Source organism: Longicatena caecimuris, from assembly GCF_018406465.1.
GTDB classification, from domain to species: domain Bacteria; phylum Bacillota_I; class Bacilli_A; order Erysipelotrichales; family Erysipelotrichaceae; genus Longicatena; species Longicatena caecimuris.
Genome location: NZ_AP024510.1, coordinates 2,239,416 through 2,255,397 on the forward strand (window position 1 = coordinate 2,239,416; position 15,982 = coordinate 2,255,397).

General features: G+C 36.2%; 13 protein-coding genes, 2 tRNA genes and 1 CRISPR repeat array. Of the genes, 5 read left to right on the plus strand and 10 right to left on the minus strand.

Features of this window, described 5'->3' with window-relative positions; translation table 11 throughout:
• Window positions 1-5 precede the first annotated feature (5 nt).
• Window positions 6-689: a response regulator gene (locus KJS44_RS10535; RefSeq protein WP_008687442.1), complete on the plus strand. Its 684-nt coding sequence runs from the start codon at window positions 6-8 to the stop codon at window positions 687-689.
• 460 nt (window positions 690-1,149) lie between these two features.
• Here KJS44_RS10535 and KJS44_RS10540 read toward each other — a convergent pair whose 3' ends face one another.
• Entirely contained in the window at window positions 1,150-2,145 is a 996-nt protein-coding gene (locus KJS44_RS10540; RefSeq protein ID WP_008687440.1) for an asparaginase, read from the minus strand.
• A gap of 234 nt (window positions 2,146-2,379) precedes the next feature.
• Here KJS44_RS10540 and KJS44_RS10545 point away from each other — a divergent pair.
• Window positions 2,380-2,455, plus strand: a tRNA-Glu gene (locus KJS44_RS10545).
• Window positions 2,456-2,458: 3 nt separating this feature from the next.
• Window positions 2,459-2,534 (plus strand) — tRNA-Asn (locus KJS44_RS10550).
• A 276-nt stretch (window positions 2,535-2,810) separates the two neighbouring features.
• Here the strand turns inward: KJS44_RS10550 and KJS44_RS10555 are convergent.
• The 3 genes from KJS44_RS10555 to KJS44_RS10565 all read right to left on the minus strand — a co-directional run bounded on the left by KJS44_RS10555 (window position 2,811) and on the right by KJS44_RS10565 (window position 7,018).
• Window positions 2,811-3,428: an HAD family hydrolase gene (locus KJS44_RS10555; protein WP_008687439.1), complete on the minus strand. Its 618-nt coding sequence runs from the start codon at window positions 3,426-3,428 to the stop codon at window positions 2,811-2,813.
• Between the two features lie 495 nt (window positions 3,429-3,923).
• Complete coding sequence (locus KJS44_RS10560; RefSeq protein WP_008687438.1) at window positions 3,924-5,957, minus strand: UvrD-helicase domain-containing protein; 2,034 nt, start codon at window positions 5,955-5,957, stop codon at window positions 3,924-3,926.
• A gap of 485 nt (window positions 5,958-6,442) precedes the next feature.
• Window positions 6,443-7,018, minus strand: coding sequence for an N-acetylmuramoyl-L-alanine amidase family protein (locus KJS44_RS10565; RefSeq protein ID WP_008687437.1), 576 nt, complete (start codon window positions 7,016-7,018; stop codon window positions 6,443-6,445).
• A 228-nt stretch (window positions 7,019-7,246) separates the two neighbouring features.
• Between KJS44_RS10565 and KJS44_RS10570 the strand changes: the two genes are divergently transcribed.
• Together KJS44_RS10570 and KJS44_RS10575 are read left to right on the plus strand one after the other, a co-directional pair.
• Window positions 7,247-8,170, plus strand: coding sequence for an aldo/keto reductase (locus tag KJS44_RS10570; RefSeq protein ID WP_008687436.1), 924 nt, complete (start codon window positions 7,247-7,249; stop codon window positions 8,168-8,170).
• Window positions 8,171-8,326: 156 nt separating this feature from the next.
• Window positions 8,327-9,208: a DUF368 domain-containing protein gene (locus KJS44_RS10575; protein WP_008687435.1), complete on the plus strand. Its 882-nt coding sequence runs from the start codon at window positions 8,327-8,329 to the stop codon at window positions 9,206-9,208.
• 260 nt (window positions 9,209-9,468) lie between these two features.
• Window positions 9,469-10,306: a CRISPR direct-repeat array (repeat unit 33 nt; unit sequence ATTTCAACTCACGTACCTCACAAGAGGTACGAC).
• A gap of 164 nt (window positions 10,307-10,470) precedes the next feature.
• On the opposite strand, the gene cas2 is transcribed toward KJS44_RS10575, so the two are convergent.
• The 6 genes from cas2 to cas5c form a co-directional block, all read right to left on the minus strand.
• Window positions 10,471-10,761, minus strand: coding sequence for a CRISPR-associated endonuclease Cas2 (cas2, locus tag KJS44_RS10580; protein WP_026006737.1), 291 nt, complete (start codon window positions 10,759-10,761; stop codon window positions 10,471-10,473).
• Window positions 10,762-10,766: 5 nt separating this feature from the next.
• Entirely contained in the window at window positions 10,767-11,798 is a 1,032-nt protein-coding gene (cas1c, locus tag KJS44_RS10585; RefSeq protein WP_008687432.1) for a type I-C CRISPR-associated endonuclease Cas1c, read from the minus strand.
• A complete protein-coding gene (locus KJS44_RS14570; RefSeq protein ID WP_008687430.1) occupies window positions 11,782-12,111 on the minus strand; it encodes a CRISPR-associated protein Cas4 in 330 nt (109 codons plus the stop codon). Before KJS44_RS14570 ends, cas1c begins: the two co-directional genes overlap by 17 nt.
• A 346-nt stretch (window positions 12,112-12,457) precedes the next feature.
• Entirely contained in the window at window positions 12,458-13,309 is an 852-nt protein-coding gene (cas7c, locus tag KJS44_RS10595) for a type I-C CRISPR-associated protein Cas7/Csd2 (protein WP_008687428.1), read from the minus strand.
• A gap of 1 nt (window position 13,310) precedes the next feature.
• Window positions 13,311-15,248 carry a type I-C CRISPR-associated protein Cas8c/Csd1 gene (cas8c, locus tag KJS44_RS10600; RefSeq protein ID WP_008687427.1) on the minus strand — a complete coding sequence of 646 codons (1,938 nt, stop codon included), beginning with the start codon at window positions 15,246-15,248 and terminating at the stop codon, window positions 13,311-13,313.
• Complete coding sequence (gene cas5c / locus KJS44_RS10605) at window positions 15,245-15,970, minus strand: type I-C CRISPR-associated protein Cas5c (RefSeq protein ID WP_008687426.1); 726 nt, start codon at window positions 15,968-15,970, stop codon at window positions 15,245-15,247. Before cas5c ends, cas8c begins: the two co-directional genes overlap by 4 nt.
• Between the last annotated feature and the right edge of the window lie 12 nt (window positions 15,971-15,982).

Genomic DNA, 15,982 nt, shown 5'->3' on the forward strand with positions numbered 1-15,982 from the left:
TTTCCATGAAGGATAAAATATTATTGATAGAAGATGATAAAAGTATTCAGCGATTTTTACGTATCTCATTAGAAACAAAGGATTATAAAGTTATCAGCGCTGAAACAGGTATTGAAGGCATTTCCTTATATATGACAGATAACCCTGATTTGATCTTACTGGACCTAGGACTTCCTGATATTGATGGAATGGAGGTACTTTCTCAGATACGCGCACAGAGTGAGGTTGCGATTTTAGTCGTATCTGCACGTGGACAGGAACAGGAAAAAGTGGAAGCTTTGGATCATGGAGCGGATGATTATATCACGAAACCATTTCATATAAATGAGTTATTAGCACGTGTGCGAGTAGCTTTACGCAAGAAAACAAGTGATGTTATCAAGACAAAAGTATTTACGATGGATACATTGAAAATCGATTTTGAGAAATATAAAGTATTTGTTGAGGATAAAGAAATTCATATGACGCCTATTGAATATAAATTACTCGTATTATTAGTTGAAAATGCCGGTAAAGTTTTAACACATAGCTTTATTATTCGTAAGATTTGGGGATATAGCACAACTGAGGATTCACAATCCTTGCGAGTCTTTATGGCAAATATTCGTAGGAAAATCGAAAAGGACAGTGCCCATCCTCGCTACATCATCACGGAAGTCGGTGTAGGATATCGTTTTGTAGAATCATAAGCAGTAGGTGAATACACAAAAAAGCTCTTTATTTTCATCCTATTTCTCTTATTTCATGTGCGATGGTTTGGTATCGATGACAGATTTCATTATACTATATATGATAGAAATCAAAGAGGCGGCTACGCACACACCTATTACACTACCGATAATTTCTAGCATCATGATCGCCTTCCTTTTTACACCTTTATCTTAACGAAAAAGTCATCAATGTGCTGTTAGGATTTGCGAAAGCGCATTAAGGTGAGGTTAAGAAACGATAAATCTGAAGTATCATGTATCCTATAAGGTATTCCCTTCCTTATATGAAACAAGTACAGCATAAAAAAAGCGATAAATAACACGCTTTTTTCCATCTTAGATGATTAAAAAGCCTTAAGCATGACTATCCTTCATTCAACTATGCTTTTTACATGTATCATAAAATAAGAAAAATTAGCATATTATATCGCTTTTTTGATTATAGCGTGATTTCGTTTACCAAATTGGTTTCAAATAAAGCTTTCACCACTTTTGGATCTTGACTCTTTCCCAATGCCCACATTAATTTTGTGAGCGCTGCTTCACTTGTCATATCTAAGCCTTGTATCACACCTTTTTGTAATACTTTCTGTCCCGTTTGATAGATGGAGAAATCGCTATTTTCATAAAGGCATTGACTGCATGCAACTACGCTAATGCCTTTTTCTACCATCATTTCTAGTTTTTGGATCAGATCGCGGCGTTCAAAATGCATCCCACCTGCACCAAAAGCCTCAATAACCACGCCTTTATAATTCATCTGTAACAACATATCGAAGATATCAGGATTGATTCCTGGAGTTAGTTTCAACAAAAATACTTGCTCACATAATGTTTCATTGAGTCTAAATTTACCACGAGGATGTATCAGTAATGGTTGTTGTAGCGTCATGCCTCTAGCGCTAACTAAACCAACTGGCGGAACATTTACACTTTCAAATGCATTTAGATGCATTGTTCTTACTTTAACCGCTCTGGTGCCAAGAATCAGCTGACGATTAAAACAAACATATACACCTGTTAAAGCATCCTGCATAGCTGCATGAAACGCACAGCGAATATTGTCAACACCATCACTGAGGGGATGTTGTAAGGGCAATTGTGAACCTGTCACAATGACCGGGATGGGGAGATTTTCCAACATAAAGGATAAAGCGCTTGCCGTATATGCCATGGTATCTGTACCATGCGTCAATACAATACCATCATATTCTGGTACAACTTCGTAAATACGTTTCGCTATTAACAACCATTCTTCCGGTTGCATATTACTAGAATCTAGGCGCAATAAATCTTCACAGTAAATTTTTGCGTATTGCTGATGATGCCCTAAATATCCAATTAACTCTTCACTTGTTAAAGCAGGTACTAAACCTTCTTCACTTTCACTAGAGGCAATGGTTCCTCCTGTTGTTAAAAATAATATTTTTTTCATATTGTTTTATCACCTTTTCATCTTTTTAATTATACCTAAAACAAGGGGAAACTTCTATTCCTTTTCATTCGATATTCGTATTTTATGAATGTCGGTTATCGGCACTTTGAGACATGGCCGTTTCTGCTTGATTTTATAAAAAGAATTTTTCAAAAAAGTTGAAAAAAGTATTGCGTTATCATATTCTATATGATATTATAATATGGCACTTGCGAAGTGCGATAAATAGATTGTGGCGCGTTGGAGAAACGGTTAACTCACATGCCTTTCACGCATGCACTCACGGGTTCGAATCCCGTACGCGTCACCATGTGCCTTAATAGCTCAGTTGGTAGAGCATCCGGCTGTTAACCGGCAGGTCACAGGTTCAAGTCCTGTTTAAGGCGCCATATAACAAAGCAAGCCTTCTATGGAAGGCTTTTTTTGTGCATACGATTTGTACATACCAATGAATGAATCTGTGACCTTCCTTTGTAAGAGGATGCTCGTATAAGACGCATCAGCACTTCGCAAAGTACTCATAAGTGATAAAGAGGTGCGATTAAGGTAGCATTCTTTATATTGTAACTCACGTATCTCAAAATAGCTATGACTTTCATCCCATAGTTGATAAATAATAGATATGATTTATTTCAAGCCACGTACCTAACAAAGCAATCGATAAGTTAAAATAACAATAAAATATCTTTAGGATCGGTAAAGATGTAATCGGCCTCACCAGTTATATTCGACTGTTTCCAATTTGCGAAACCACTGCGCATGCCGGCGGACTTTGCACAGCGTATATCGGTTAACATATCGCCAATATAAAGACAATTAGCTTTATCGGCACCACTTACTTCTAAATATTTATAAAGTGGTTCCGGATCAGGCTTATGTTTTGAGGTATCATCCGCACATAGTATAATTGAGAATCGTTTATTGAACTGGAAAGGAGTAAAATATCGATCATATTCTTCCTTAGTGCGAGAAGTGACAATGCCTAACGTGCATCCTCTTTGTGTCAGTTCCCTAAGCATATCTTCCATACCATCAAAGTACTTCATTTCTTTTGCGAATCGTTCATATTGCTTGATCCAATATTGTTCAAAATCATCCTTTACATCCACTTGCAATATCTTTAAAGCAGCTTTGCTGGTAATGCCTAAAACCACACGCAACGCTTCTAATGTAAAATATCTATTCACCTGAGCTAGTAATGTCTGCTGCCACGTTTTTAGCACAGCCTCTTCGCTATCAATCAGCGTACCATCTAAATCAAAAATTATATGTTGTTCCTTCATCCCTTTTCCTCCTCATATGTGTTAAGTGTAACACGGTTTTTCTTCTTTATGATCATTGTAAATATTTTCTTCACCTTTAAAAGTTTTCATCATCTTCTAGTCTTATAACACCAAAGGCTTAACTTCATCCGTAAATACCACATGCTTTTCCTTTGATATCTAACATAGTTAGCTTTAGCAAGTTTTTCTATTTGCTTTTGATTGTTCCCTTCTTTTTATCATCCCTTTCTTTTAATACAAAAAAAACCCTATAAGCTTAGCACGCTTTTTTATCGTGTCTATCTTATAGGGTATCACTTAATGATGAGTTCTCTGTAAATTCCTAATAGCCTTACCTTTTCAATCGCCATAGGACTATTTCCTGCTTCTTACCTATTTAGAGGACTTTGCCTAAACCAATTAGGATATCCATCCTCCTAATTACTTAGCTGTGTCCCACCTTCATAAGCAAAACTTAATTTTCAGAGAACACACACCTTCTTCATCTCTATAGATTTAGCATAGCTCTATCAATTTATTCGCAATGCATAACTTCATATTCATCTGCTTAAGACCATCCGCAAATTTCACATGCATCATGCCATCCGCAATTTTCATGATTTTTCCTTCACCAAGCTGCACATGACGAATCATCATCCCTCGTTTAAGAGAAGTCAGTCGCAGTTTTTTGGCAGTAGGTGTTGCAACTGTCGCTGTTTCATTTCTTTTTTCTTCTTCCATCTTTTCATGTAGTTCATACAGATAAGGAGATATTTCCAAACGATGTGTCGTACAACGCTTGCTGGCAAAAAACTCCAATTCATGCTTCGCTCTTGTCATTCCATGATAGAACAGCATTCGCTCTTTCTGACTATCTTCTTTTTGAGGAAGAATCCCACGGATACAATCTAAAATGCATACACGATCATATTCATAACCTTTTGCATCCGCTAAAGAGCAAATCGTGATACGACTGATAGGATCTGCCTGATAATCTTTTAATGCACCTAAATGATATAGGAATTCATCCGGATCTTCATATCGCTGTGCCAGTATCTCAAAAGCTAAAATAACAGGAGCATTCATAGCGATACCTTCTTTGCGTAAGGTTTCATTATATCCCATTTTCTCTTTGATGAAGATGACCATATCCAAAGTAGATTTATTTTCAGCCATGCGAATCCGTTCCATTAAGGACGCTAATTTCTTTTTACCTGCTTGTTTATAGCTGCTTTCCATAAGTGCCTGATATACATCTACCGCTTCATCTGCTTTTAAACGTTCACTGACTTCTAATAAAACACGTTTCGAGATATCCAACCCCATGGCTTCATATACCTCATAAAAAGCTCGCATATCTCTAGGATCTATTAATAATTCAATAAAGTTCCACATATCTCTAACAAACTTATCTTGTAAGAAATGCTTCATATTGCCCTGATAACTGAATGAAATACCTTTTTCTTTAAATAATTCAATCAAAGGTACTGCCATTGCAAAATCATGGTATAAAAAAGCCGTTTCCTCTTCGTCTTCTTCTACCTTTTTCAAGGCATAGGCATATAATTTAGATAGATCCGCAAAACCTTTAAACTTTAATTCACATGTTTCCTGTGAGATACTTTGCAGACCTTCCTTATCTTTATAATAAAAACGATTGCAGGCATCTGTAATTGTCGCATTATTACGATAATTACCATTTCTGGTTAAGATTTCCCCATTGGCATAGGTCTGTGTAAAGGCATCTAAAGCCTGTGGATAAGCAGCTCTATGCTGGGCAATGGAAACATCCATATCGGCACATAAGAATAACTCATGTGTTGAAGATGAAACCATCTTTAATAACATATGCGCAAGAAAACTCAGTTCCTGAGCATCGTCCACGTGAACAAAGTGACAATGCTTTTTCACATCTTCTAATAGCACCGTATCTTTTACTAAAATCTCCGTAGCAACGGCTAAAATATCATCATAATCATAAATATCTTTTTTATCCTTGAACTTTGCATATTCTTTGTATAACGCAAGAAAATCAAGGTTCTTCCTATCCGCTATCATGATTTCTGATATCTGTTTTTCCGGCATCATCAAATTGCGACATTCACTGATCTTCCCCATTACTTCGCTGCATTGTTCCTTTGTTAAGGTAATGGCAAACATATCCTTACATAAACGACGTATCACACTGCTCATATCACGATAAGCCTTAGGTAACAATCTTCCTGTTGCTTCACAATGACGACGAATCAGCGCATAAGCAAAACTATAGATATCCACAAAAGATGGTATTTCACCATCATCCCCAAAATAGAAGCGATACTGTTTCGTCATCTCTTTTGCCATACGTTTATCATAAACAATATTCAGCATTTCTTCCTTTTGCGCCATCTCACTCTTCAATAGGTAAGCAATACGGCTCAAGAAAAGGAATGTTTTACCACTCCCTGATTTACCTTTCACAAGCATTGGATGTTGCTGCAACGTCAATAAAGCTACCTGTTGTTCATCCAGTTTTAGATCATATTCTTCTAAAAATTCTACTTCTGTCATACACTCACCTTTTCAAATTCTTACAGTAAAACATTATAACGTATAATCCCTTAAATATCTAACATTTTCCAACTATTTTTCTGCTTTTTTACTACTTTCCAAGTGTAACCTCTTACAGTCTTTTCGTTATATCTTCATCTGCATCTTTCCCTGTTTTTTTTCTTCTATACATCTAAATTTACCCTTTAGACGATACCCACCTTGCTGATTAACCAAACATTTCTACACTTTTTTCTTACCTATGCAGATGGCTCTATGTTATAGTTGCATATCAAGACTCATGACATGATATAAACGATGTTTTTGAAAACGATCCTCATGACAAAGTACTCGGTGTTTTAGAATAGCTGAATTTAACACATGGGGTTCCTAATGGGATGATGGTAGGTTAAAATTCTTCCTTACAAATCATTCTAGGCTTCCTTTCGTAAGTTACTTTTATATTTATCCTTTGGGTAGCATTAAAGTAAGGATGTTGTATAGTTCTATAATTCATAAGGTAAATTAAAGTAATTCAACAAACCAATATACATGGCAAAGGCAAAACGGAACTGTTCATTTTTAAGTTTCACCGCATCCTGAGGATTGCTAAGGTATGCCAGTTCTACTAAGATTGCCGGCATAGCTGTTCTACGCAATACATATAATGAAGGATTTGCTCTTACCAGATTATCCTTTGTGCCAACAAATGCAACAATAGAATCTAGTTCTTCATGAGCCAATTCAGCTGCTGTAGATTCTAATGAATATACATATACCTCTGTTCCATTGATAGCTGGATTGGGATTAGAATTCACATGGATACTGATAAAATAATCTGCCGGCCAATCATTGGCCATATCGACACGCGCACGTAAGGAAGAACTCTGATCGGTTCCTACCACTGTATCTAAGGTACGTCTGGATACTCGAACATCAAAATTGGAATCGGCAAATAACAAAGCAGCCAGATAAATCCCGACCCAATAGGTTACCTCTGCCTCCACGACTCCATTTCCACTTGCTCCTGCATTGACGTTCCCTATGTTATGTCCTTGATCAATAAAAATTTTAATCGCCATAAATTTCCCTCTTTTCTTTCTTATCGTATGTAAAGTGAGTGAAATGGTCTGGTATAGTTGCCTAGACTGCATGTAAGAATGCAGAAAAATACATGTTCTTTTTTCATCCGACTGTTATAATAAAAGCAAGAGGTAAATAAGGATATAAACACATCGAAGTGTTGATTCTTTACCGGAAAGGAAAATACATGCCACTGTTTCAGAACAGCAGCATGTAAGAAAAAAAGAATGAAAGAAGTAACGATTCGTGGACAGCGGGTTCCTTCCCTTATGCAAGGTTGTATGCGCATATCCAATCTAAGTGAAGCACAGGTGGATGCTTTACTGCATTTTGATCTTGAACATGGGATAAACTTTTTTGACCATGCTGACATCTATGGTGGAGAAGGTGTTTGTGAAACTATTTTTGGGAATGTTCTGAAGAAACAGCCTGCCTTGCGTGATAAGATGTTTATCCAAAGTAAATGTGGTATTCATCGCAGTGAAACCAATCACTATGATTTTTCTAAGGACTATATCATCGAATGTGTGAATAAGAGCCTAGAGCGTCTACAGTGTGGATATCTAGATTATTTGTTATTGCATCGTCCTGATGCGTTAATGGAACCTAAAGAAGTTGCTGATGCCTTTGATACGTTATACAGCAGCGGAAAAGTACGTCATTTCGGCGTTAGCAATCATAATCCTTATCAAATTGAACTATTAAAAACGGCGCTGCAACAGCCACTTGAAATTAATCAGATGCAGATGAGCCTTCTGCATACCCCGATGATCGACGCTGGTTTGAATGTAAATACATTTGATTCTCATGGTATTGAACGAGGCGCTATGACCTTGGATTACTGTCGTTTGCATGCGATTACCATGCAATGTTGGTCACCTTTCTTATATGGGATGTTTGAAGGCAATTATCTTGATAATCCAAAATTTCCAGAAGTGAATCAGCGGTTACAGGAATTAGCAGATGATTATCATACAACAAAGGCAGGTATTGCAATTGCCTGGTTACTACGTCATCCTGCGAATATGCAGGTGGTACTTGGTTCATGTAATACCTCACATATCAAAGATATCATCGATGCAAGTGATATCGTATTGACGCGTGAAGAATGGTATTCCCTTTATGTGGCTGCACAAAATCCTTTGCCATAGGTTTTAGATTTTAAAGATGAATGGTTGAGAAAATTTATCAAAGAATTAGCATATGTAGATCACACATATGCTTTTTTAACAGAAATTTTACATTTAACGATTGGTTTTTGATGACTTTCCTGTATAATAAAGGTCATGAAAGGCGGTTATAGTAATATGATTTTAAATTTCATTCGTGGCTTTTGTATGGCATTGGCAGACAGTGTTCCTGGCGTATCAGGAGGTACCGTAGCTTTCCTGCTAGGTTTTTATGATAAATTTATTGGTTCTTTAGATGCATTAGTTGCAGGTTCTATGCAAGAAAAAAAAGAAGCAATCATCTTCTTAATTAAAATTATGGTTGGCTGGGTCGTTGGTTTCTTAATGGCAGTCAGTATTCTTGCGAGTATCTTTGATGCTCAAATTTATAAAATTAGTTCTTTGTTTATGGGCTTTATCCTTTTTGCCATTCCGATTGTTGTTAAAGAGGAAAAAGCAAATATGAAGTTTAATGCCAGTAGCATTATTGCCGGTATTATCGGTATTGCCATTGTCGCATTGATTACATATTTTAATCCGATTGCTGGTCAAGGTAGTACAGTGGATCTAAGTAGTTTAAATATATCTTTAATTTTATATGTATTTGTTGCAGCGATGTTTGCTATTTCGGCAATGGTGTTACCCGGAATCAGTGGTTCTACCTTATTATTGATTTTCGGACTTTATGTTCCTATCATAAGTGCTGTTAAAGCGGTGATTAGCTTTAACTTAGATTATCTGCCAATCCTGATTGTCTTTGCATTGGGGATCTTAGCGGGAATTGTTTCAGTAGTGCGGGTTATCAAATGGGCTTTAGATAAACATCGTTCGATTATGATATTTCTGATAATCGGTATGATGATTGGTTCTTTTTATGCCATCATCATGGGACCACAAACATTGTCAACACCAAAAGCACCATTGAGTTTTAGTTCTTTTGATATTTTATGGTTTGTAGTTGGTGGACTTATTATCTTTGGTTTGCAGAAGATGAAGGATGTTACAGAAAAGGCAGATTAATACGTTATTTGGAAGGTAAATCCAAAGAGGATTTGCCTTTTTTATTTGTAAATACTTACATATAGACATCTGAATTTCTCGTAAGAAGTACGACCGATTATCCTCAATAATTTTTCATCTAAAATCAATAATTTCAACTCACATACCTCATAAGAGGTACGACGGAACCGGGGAGATCGCAGTATACATATACAATTTATTTCAACTCTCGTACAAGAGGTACGACAGCTGCAGATCAACACGTATGAACAATTAAAATTATTTGAACTCACGTACCTCACAAGAGGTACGACTGGTCGTAGATTTCAATATCTCCAAAATTACCATTTCAACTCACGTACCTCACAAGAGGTACGACAGTTGTTCATATTTATCACCTACCATATATTCATATTTCAACTCACGTACCTCACAAGAGGTACGACTATTATCGAAGTTATCTTTAAATCATTAAACAAAAAATTTCAACTCACGTACCTCACAAGAGGTACGACGATAGCAACTGACTTATATGTATTTAGACAGATGATTTCAACTCACGTACCTCACAAGAGGTACGACTGATGTTGACAGTAAAATGACCGGTTTAAAGGGTATTTCAACTCACGTACCTCACAAGAGGTACGACACCAACAACTAACCAACAATCAACCACTATAAAAATTTCAACTCACGTACCTCACAAGAGGTACGACCGATTCATGCGATGAAAAATTGTCTTCACGTCGGATTTCAACTCACGTACCTCACAAGAGGTACGACTATCAAAACCAAAGACATTACCCGAATGGTATGAATTTCAACTCACGTACCTCACAAGAGGTACGACACGCGTATAATAATCGATAAATACAGCGTCATTTATTTCAACTCACGTACCTCACAAGAGGTACGACCTTTAAATTTGATTTGACCTAACCAAGTTTGAAATATTTCAACTCACGTACCTCACAAGAGGTACGACGCAAATTGGGAAGTGCTTAATACTTGCCAATGATGATTTCAACTCACGTACCTCACAAGAGGTACGACCACAAAATTGAGTTAACAGATGAGCGTACAGGTATTTCAACTCACGTACCTCACAAGAGGTACGACAGCAAATATTGCTTTTAATCTCGATATTAGTAACAATATTTGCATTAAATTAACATAAAAATTAAATTTCTATCAAATAAAAGCATAAAAATCCAATTAAAATAATCAAAAATAGGTGCGAATGTCCTAGGAAATTTATGTTAGCTTCACATTCGCACCAACATTTAAAAAATCAAAGGTTCCGTAACATCGAATGTTGGTTTTGCTCCAATATGAATAATCTTATTTTTATAATTATTCCCTAAAAGATAGAAGCGTAGGCTGTCTTTACTTTCATCGATTTCAGTAGACAATACATGCTGCAATTCAACATATTCTTTTTGATTTACATTGCATTCAAACACTGAATTTTGTACTCGCAATCCATAATTCAAACAATGCTTAGCTACCTTCCTTAAACGTTTCCTCCCAGCTTTATCCTCTGTATTCACATCATATGTTATTAATACCATCATAATCATCACTTCCACAAAAATGGTGCATATTCATCTAAATCACCTCTTAAGTACCGAGCTAATAATTGTGCTTGTACGAAAGGCACCATACCCCATTCAATTTTTTCTTTTAGATAAGGATGTGTAATCTGTTCGTTTTTCTTGTTTTGCCAAGTTGCCAGAAATATTCGTCTACCTTCTTCATTTAAAAGAACAGCATTATTTTCTTTCTTTATAAAATGAGCACTTGTTAAAATTTTCTCATTTATAAGTGTTATAACAAATCTGTCTACCATGATTGCTCTTAATTCTTCCATAAGATCTAAGGCTAATGAAATCCTGCCAGGTCGATCTTGATGTAAAAAACCAACATAAGCATCTAATCCGACACTTTCACATGCAGAAGCACAATCATGAGATAACAATGTATAACCAAAAGAGAGCAATGCATTTATGTTATCTTCTGGCGGTCTTTTATTTCTGCCATGAAAGAAAAATACATCTTTTTGCTGCAATATTAATTCATCTAGTACACTAAAATAGGCAACAGCAGCTTTTCCTTCAAAACCCATTAACATTTTACGATCATTTACACTTTGTAGATTGCACAAACATTCCTGCATGATGGAAACAGCATTTTTAATAGCATTTACATCCACACGCATCGCGTGATCACGCACTACTCTAGCTAATACCCACTTTGCATTATATATCTTTCCTATCAACATATTTTTCGCGATGGCTAGACTTTCCATCTCTGAATCAGATATCCGATATTGTTTTTTTCGCAATACCACATTACCATATTGTTCACCATTTACTCTAGCTAAAAAGCGTCCATGTGAACTCAAAAAAGTCAATGCAATGTTTCTTTGAGCACAAGCATGCATTAAGTCTGGGCTTGCCCCTGCATATCCAAAAGTGATAATTCCTTCTAAATTATGAAAAGGTATACGTTTTTCTTTATCATCACCTATTTGTATCTTTACCGTTTCACCATCCAGCGATAAATAAGCATCTGGTGACGTAATATATAAAATATTATTTAATTTTTTCATCTTCTGCTTCCTCATGCAATTTTCTCTTGATGTAGGTATTCACTGTTTCTTTATTAGCTATCTCAGGCAGACATATGTTTTGTAAGTAACATCGTTTGCATTTTGCAGAAGGTTTTACTTTAGGTGTATAAGATTTTTCATAATATGCATGCATCTCTTGAAATGCGCTTTCTACTTGTTTCCGTAATGCTTCTGAAAACTCCACTTCTTCTCTCCTAGCAATTTCATGATAAAACAAATACCCTTTATCAATGTTGCAATCAAACATTTCTTCTAAAGCGATTGCCTGTGTACACAATTGCAAACAATCCATTTCAGTTGTTTTAGGTTTTCCTTTTTTCTATTCCACAGGATAAGGTTTCCATATGCCTTCCCTATTGAATAATTTTATCCCTTGCTTATCTTTATGAAATTCCACCACATCACAAAATCCATGTGCTTTTAATGCATAAGAGTGCACTTCTAAACTTCTTGTGATTAAGATATCTCCTCTTTTTTCAGTAAATGATCCATCGTGGGCATGTTCATGAACTATCGACCCTAAAACTGTTAAATCGTTATCTTCCTACTCTTTTTCAATGTGTATTAATGCCCACTGTCTACGACAAAAGGAAAAGTGCTGAATACCTGCTATATCAAGGAAATCTATATCTTCCCATTTATTCATAAGTTTCAGGTTTTAAATCAGGGTAATCTTCCGTATAAATTTCATAATCATTTATATCAGAGGACATGCTTTTCTTGACATCTATCTTTAAAGTACGATGAACCTTTGCAGATGAATATTGACCATTTGCACAATTATGCTTCCACCAAAACATCTTTAGTACTTCCATACTACCATCAGGACGTGCAGCAGAACAATCATTTTCAAATAATGTGCGCAGTGCCTCCTTAATAACCTCAGCATCTTCTTCGCTAAAGCCAGTCTTTTCTGCTAATTGACAATTGATACTTCCCTTAAATACATAAATACCAAAATCTACACGATGCTTTGTCCCCATGGTGTCTGAGCTTTTCTTATCACCACTTTCACCATTTACGCTCTTTGTAATCTGCAATCCAGATACTTCCGCCGGTTCAATGCTATATGCTGATTGTACAGATACCGGACCTCTAACACTGACACTGACGCCAGCTGTTGAGCCTTTTTCTTTAAAGGCAAATACTTGCCCAAAACTTCGTACATCTAGCCATGATTTACATGCAGCTTCTGCATAAAGTCCTCTATTCTTAGCTTTTTTTGCAGCTACAACCTGCTCATTATTATCAGCTCTTTCTTTTAAACTATCATATCCATCTGTTGCTCTATCTTCAGATTGTACAAAAATATCGTATCCCATATCTTGCATACGGTTTCTGATTTTTCTTTTAATACAAACATCAGATACTTCTCCATACCCATCTAAGGTCGTTCTTGGACGGTTTCCATTTAATGGATCACCATTAGGATTCGCATAGCGAACAGAAAATACTACTGCAAAATCAATCTTGTTTTTTAAGGTACTCATATTATTTATCCTCGCTTTCTTCTTGTTTATTTGTTTTATATCGCAATTCATCAAGCTGTGCGCAATAGCTTAAAATAAAACATTTATCTAATGCACCATCTAACTGATATTTCTCTTCATTCAGCAGTGTGTTAGCCAGTTCATTCATTTCTTCGTTCAAGACTTTAAAACGATAATTTTTATTCTTCCTTAACTTTACCTGGTAAGGCTGTAATCTTAGGTAAAGTTGTTCCCAAGTTTCTAATGGTCTTAACTGAAAGCGCCGCATATAGCGCTCCGCATTGGTTTCTCTATCTCTTACGCCCATAGTTTCTAAAGCTTCTTTTTCTACTTCTTGCGCATAAGCAAGTAAGCGTCCCCATAAATAACTAATATCCATTTTTTGTTTATCTAGTCCCATGATCCAGACCTCCTTTTCTGACGCTATATCATTCAGATATTTTCTTAAAACAGCACAACCGATATGTAAATCAGCATCATATTCTCCACTTGACATAGTATAGGGTTTATATAAGCGTTGGCAAATATGATCCACTAATGCATAAGGCAGTTTACGCCCATCCATGATACAGCTTAATAATTCCTTTGTTGTTGCTTTTTCTATTTCTTTTTTAATGCTATTACCATATGCGCAATGGATGATACTCTTAATCGAAGGCGTGCCGGTGTAACGTATACGTTGGTAGATTTCTTTCCCTTTTGCATCTATTTGTTTTTCAAAACGAATAACATTTTGCCATGCACAGGATGCATACCACTTACCTATACGTTGTAAGAAAGCAGAACCTTTTAATTCACTGTAATACGAAATTGAAAGTCTTCCTGTAGTGGCAGAATCTAAAGCCATAATGACAACATCTTCATCTGGATCTTGAAATCTTTTGGTATAGTATCCTGATAAAGCTTTATTTAATGCATACGCATAATCTTCCTGTATATCTATTTTAATTTCCTTTTCATCATCAAAATCAAAGATATTGTCTAGTGGGTTGATAAGCTCAACTTTTTTTAATCCCCATGCAACGATGGCTAATTCACCAGAACCATATAGCTTCCCTTGACGTTCAATCAGCCATTTCAAGGCATTGTGTATTTTCTGGGATGCTTCATAGCCAATACCTGCACATTGTGCACTATCAGTTAATAGTCCTAAGTAAGTGAAATTGGTTGTATCATTTGATGATATCAATTTCGCTTTATCAGCAACATTGCGTATCTTATTAGGATGTTTTGTAGATAGCGAGGTATGTTCCCCACTAATATAGCAAAGCCCTTTTTGTTCAATCATCGGTTCATAGTATGCAGAAAAAGACTTTATTAAATCTGCTTCCATCCATAGTTTATGAAAGTGCCCATCTTCATCCTCTACAATAAAACGAAGTACCGCACTGCTCTGTTCTGTTACTAATTTGAAGATATCAATGCCATCTGTGTCAACCATGCGTTTTTTGCTAAGTTTTCCATTCTCATCAACAATCAGAATGTCTTGCTGTACAAGATCATGCAGCAACGTTCCTTTATCCAAATATGTATAAAGCGATTTTAAAAGTGATGTTCCCAGTTTTCCTTGTGCCGATTGGATCCATGCCTGCAGTTGTTGCATATAAATCGCATGGCTATCATAAAGCTTTTTTTCATCTGAATATTGTGCTAGATTTTTTGCCATGAAATAAAGCTTATCAAACAGTGGATGGGGAACCTTGTTGGCATCCTTACCCGAACGACAAGAAGAATCAATGGTACTTGGTATCATTGTTTTTGCATTCGCTTTCGGAATAAGTACTGCTTGTATACTACCATCTTGAAACAACGTACATTCGATATGTGCACTTACGGTTGTATAACCGATTGGTAACAATATCCGATGATTATTATCGGCAATTCCTACCTTATCCAAACAATTATCATAAGTTTCACATAGCTTTACCGCCCAGCTCATACCTCATCACCATCCTTTAAGAAGGAAAAGTTCTGACCGGGAATGAACAGTTTTTCTTCTTTCATAACACGCAAATCATTTTGAATAGGACAATTTTGTTGTTGTGGGAATTCAATAATGCCATGCTTCATCTGTGGATAGAAAAACAGCGCTCTTAATTTCTCATCCGCACTTTGTTCCGGATATTGATAGCTATGAAACATTAAGCCAAACGTCATGGCCGCAACATTATCATAAGCTGAACTTCCTTCGCCAAATATGCATGGTTCTACTTCTGCAACACATTCTCTGGTCCCAAGAAATACATCTCGCTTGCCACCTTTTTCCAGCATACGTTTAGCAATTTGATAATGTTTATCTTCGTTGCGATCTTGTTTCAAATCGGGACGATTTTCATTCCATACAAAATGTGCTTCAATCTGATACTCTACATCATACAAATAGGTGTAAAGGGATAGTGAATTCCCTTGCGATTTGCTGATGGCACCATCATAAACCAAAGGCCGCATTCCTTTTGCTTCTGTTTGAATTTGTTTCATCACACGACACTTATCAATCATCCATTCGATCGTTGGTTTCCAATATATCGCTTCTACAATACCTCGTAAAGCACCATAGGTTGGAATTTGATATGACATCTTTTCTCCACCCATACGCGTGATGGGATCCGTAAATAACGCATATTGCCCCTGCACTTTAAATTGAATTTTATTTTCTCTCATATTTCATCACTC

What these genes read in the sequence shown, in the direction of transcription:
- cas2 (WP_026006737.1), bottom strand. Translation starts at nt 10,761, where the DNA reads ATGATGGTATTAATAACATATGATGTGAATACAGAGGATAAAGCTGGG.
- cas1c (WP_008687432.1), bottom strand. Translation starts at nt 11,798, where the DNA reads ATGAAAAAATTAAATAATATTTTATATATTACGTCACCAGATGCTTAT.
- KJS44_RS10535 (WP_008687442.1), top strand. Translation starts at nt 6, where the DNA reads ATGAAGGATAAAATATTATTGATAGAAGATGATAAAAGTATTCAGCGA.
- KJS44_RS10555 (WP_008687439.1), bottom strand. Translation starts at nt 3,428, where the DNA reads ATGAAGGAACAACATATAATTTTTGATTTAGATGGTACGCTGATTGAT.
- KJS44_RS10575 (WP_008687435.1), top strand. Translation starts at nt 8,327, where the DNA reads ATGATTTTAAATTTCATTCGTGGCTTTTGTATGGCATTGGCAGACAGT.
- KJS44_RS10565 (WP_008687437.1), bottom strand. Translation starts at nt 7,018, where the DNA reads ATGGCGATTAAAATTTTTATTGATCAAGGACATAACATAGGGAACGTC.
- cas7c (WP_008687428.1), bottom strand. Translation starts at nt 13,309, where the DNA reads ATGAGTACCTTAAAAAACAAGATTGATTTTGCAGTAGTATTTTCTGTT.
- cas5c (WP_008687426.1), bottom strand. Translation starts at nt 15,970, where the DNA reads ATGAGAGAAAATAAAATTCAATTTAAAGTGCAGGGGCAATATGCGTTA.
- KJS44_RS14570 (WP_008687430.1), bottom strand. Translation starts at nt 12,111, where the DNA reads ATGGATTGTTTGCAATTGTGTACACAGGCAATCGCTTTAGAAGAAATG.
- cas8c (WP_008687427.1), bottom strand. Translation starts at nt 15,248, where the DNA reads ATGAGCTGGGCGGTAAAGCTATGTGAAACTTATGATAATTGTTTGGAT.
- KJS44_RS10560 (WP_008687438.1), bottom strand. Translation starts at nt 5,957, where the DNA reads ATGACAGAAGTAGAATTTTTAGAAGAATATGATCTAAAACTGGATGAA.
- KJS44_RS10540 (WP_008687440.1), bottom strand. Translation starts at nt 2,145, where the DNA reads ATGAAAAAAATATTATTTTTAACAACAGGAGGAACCATTGCCTCTAGT.
- KJS44_RS10570 (WP_008687436.1), top strand. Translation starts at nt 7,247, where the DNA reads ATGAAAGAAGTAACGATTCGTGGACAGCGGGTTCCTTCCCTTATGCAA.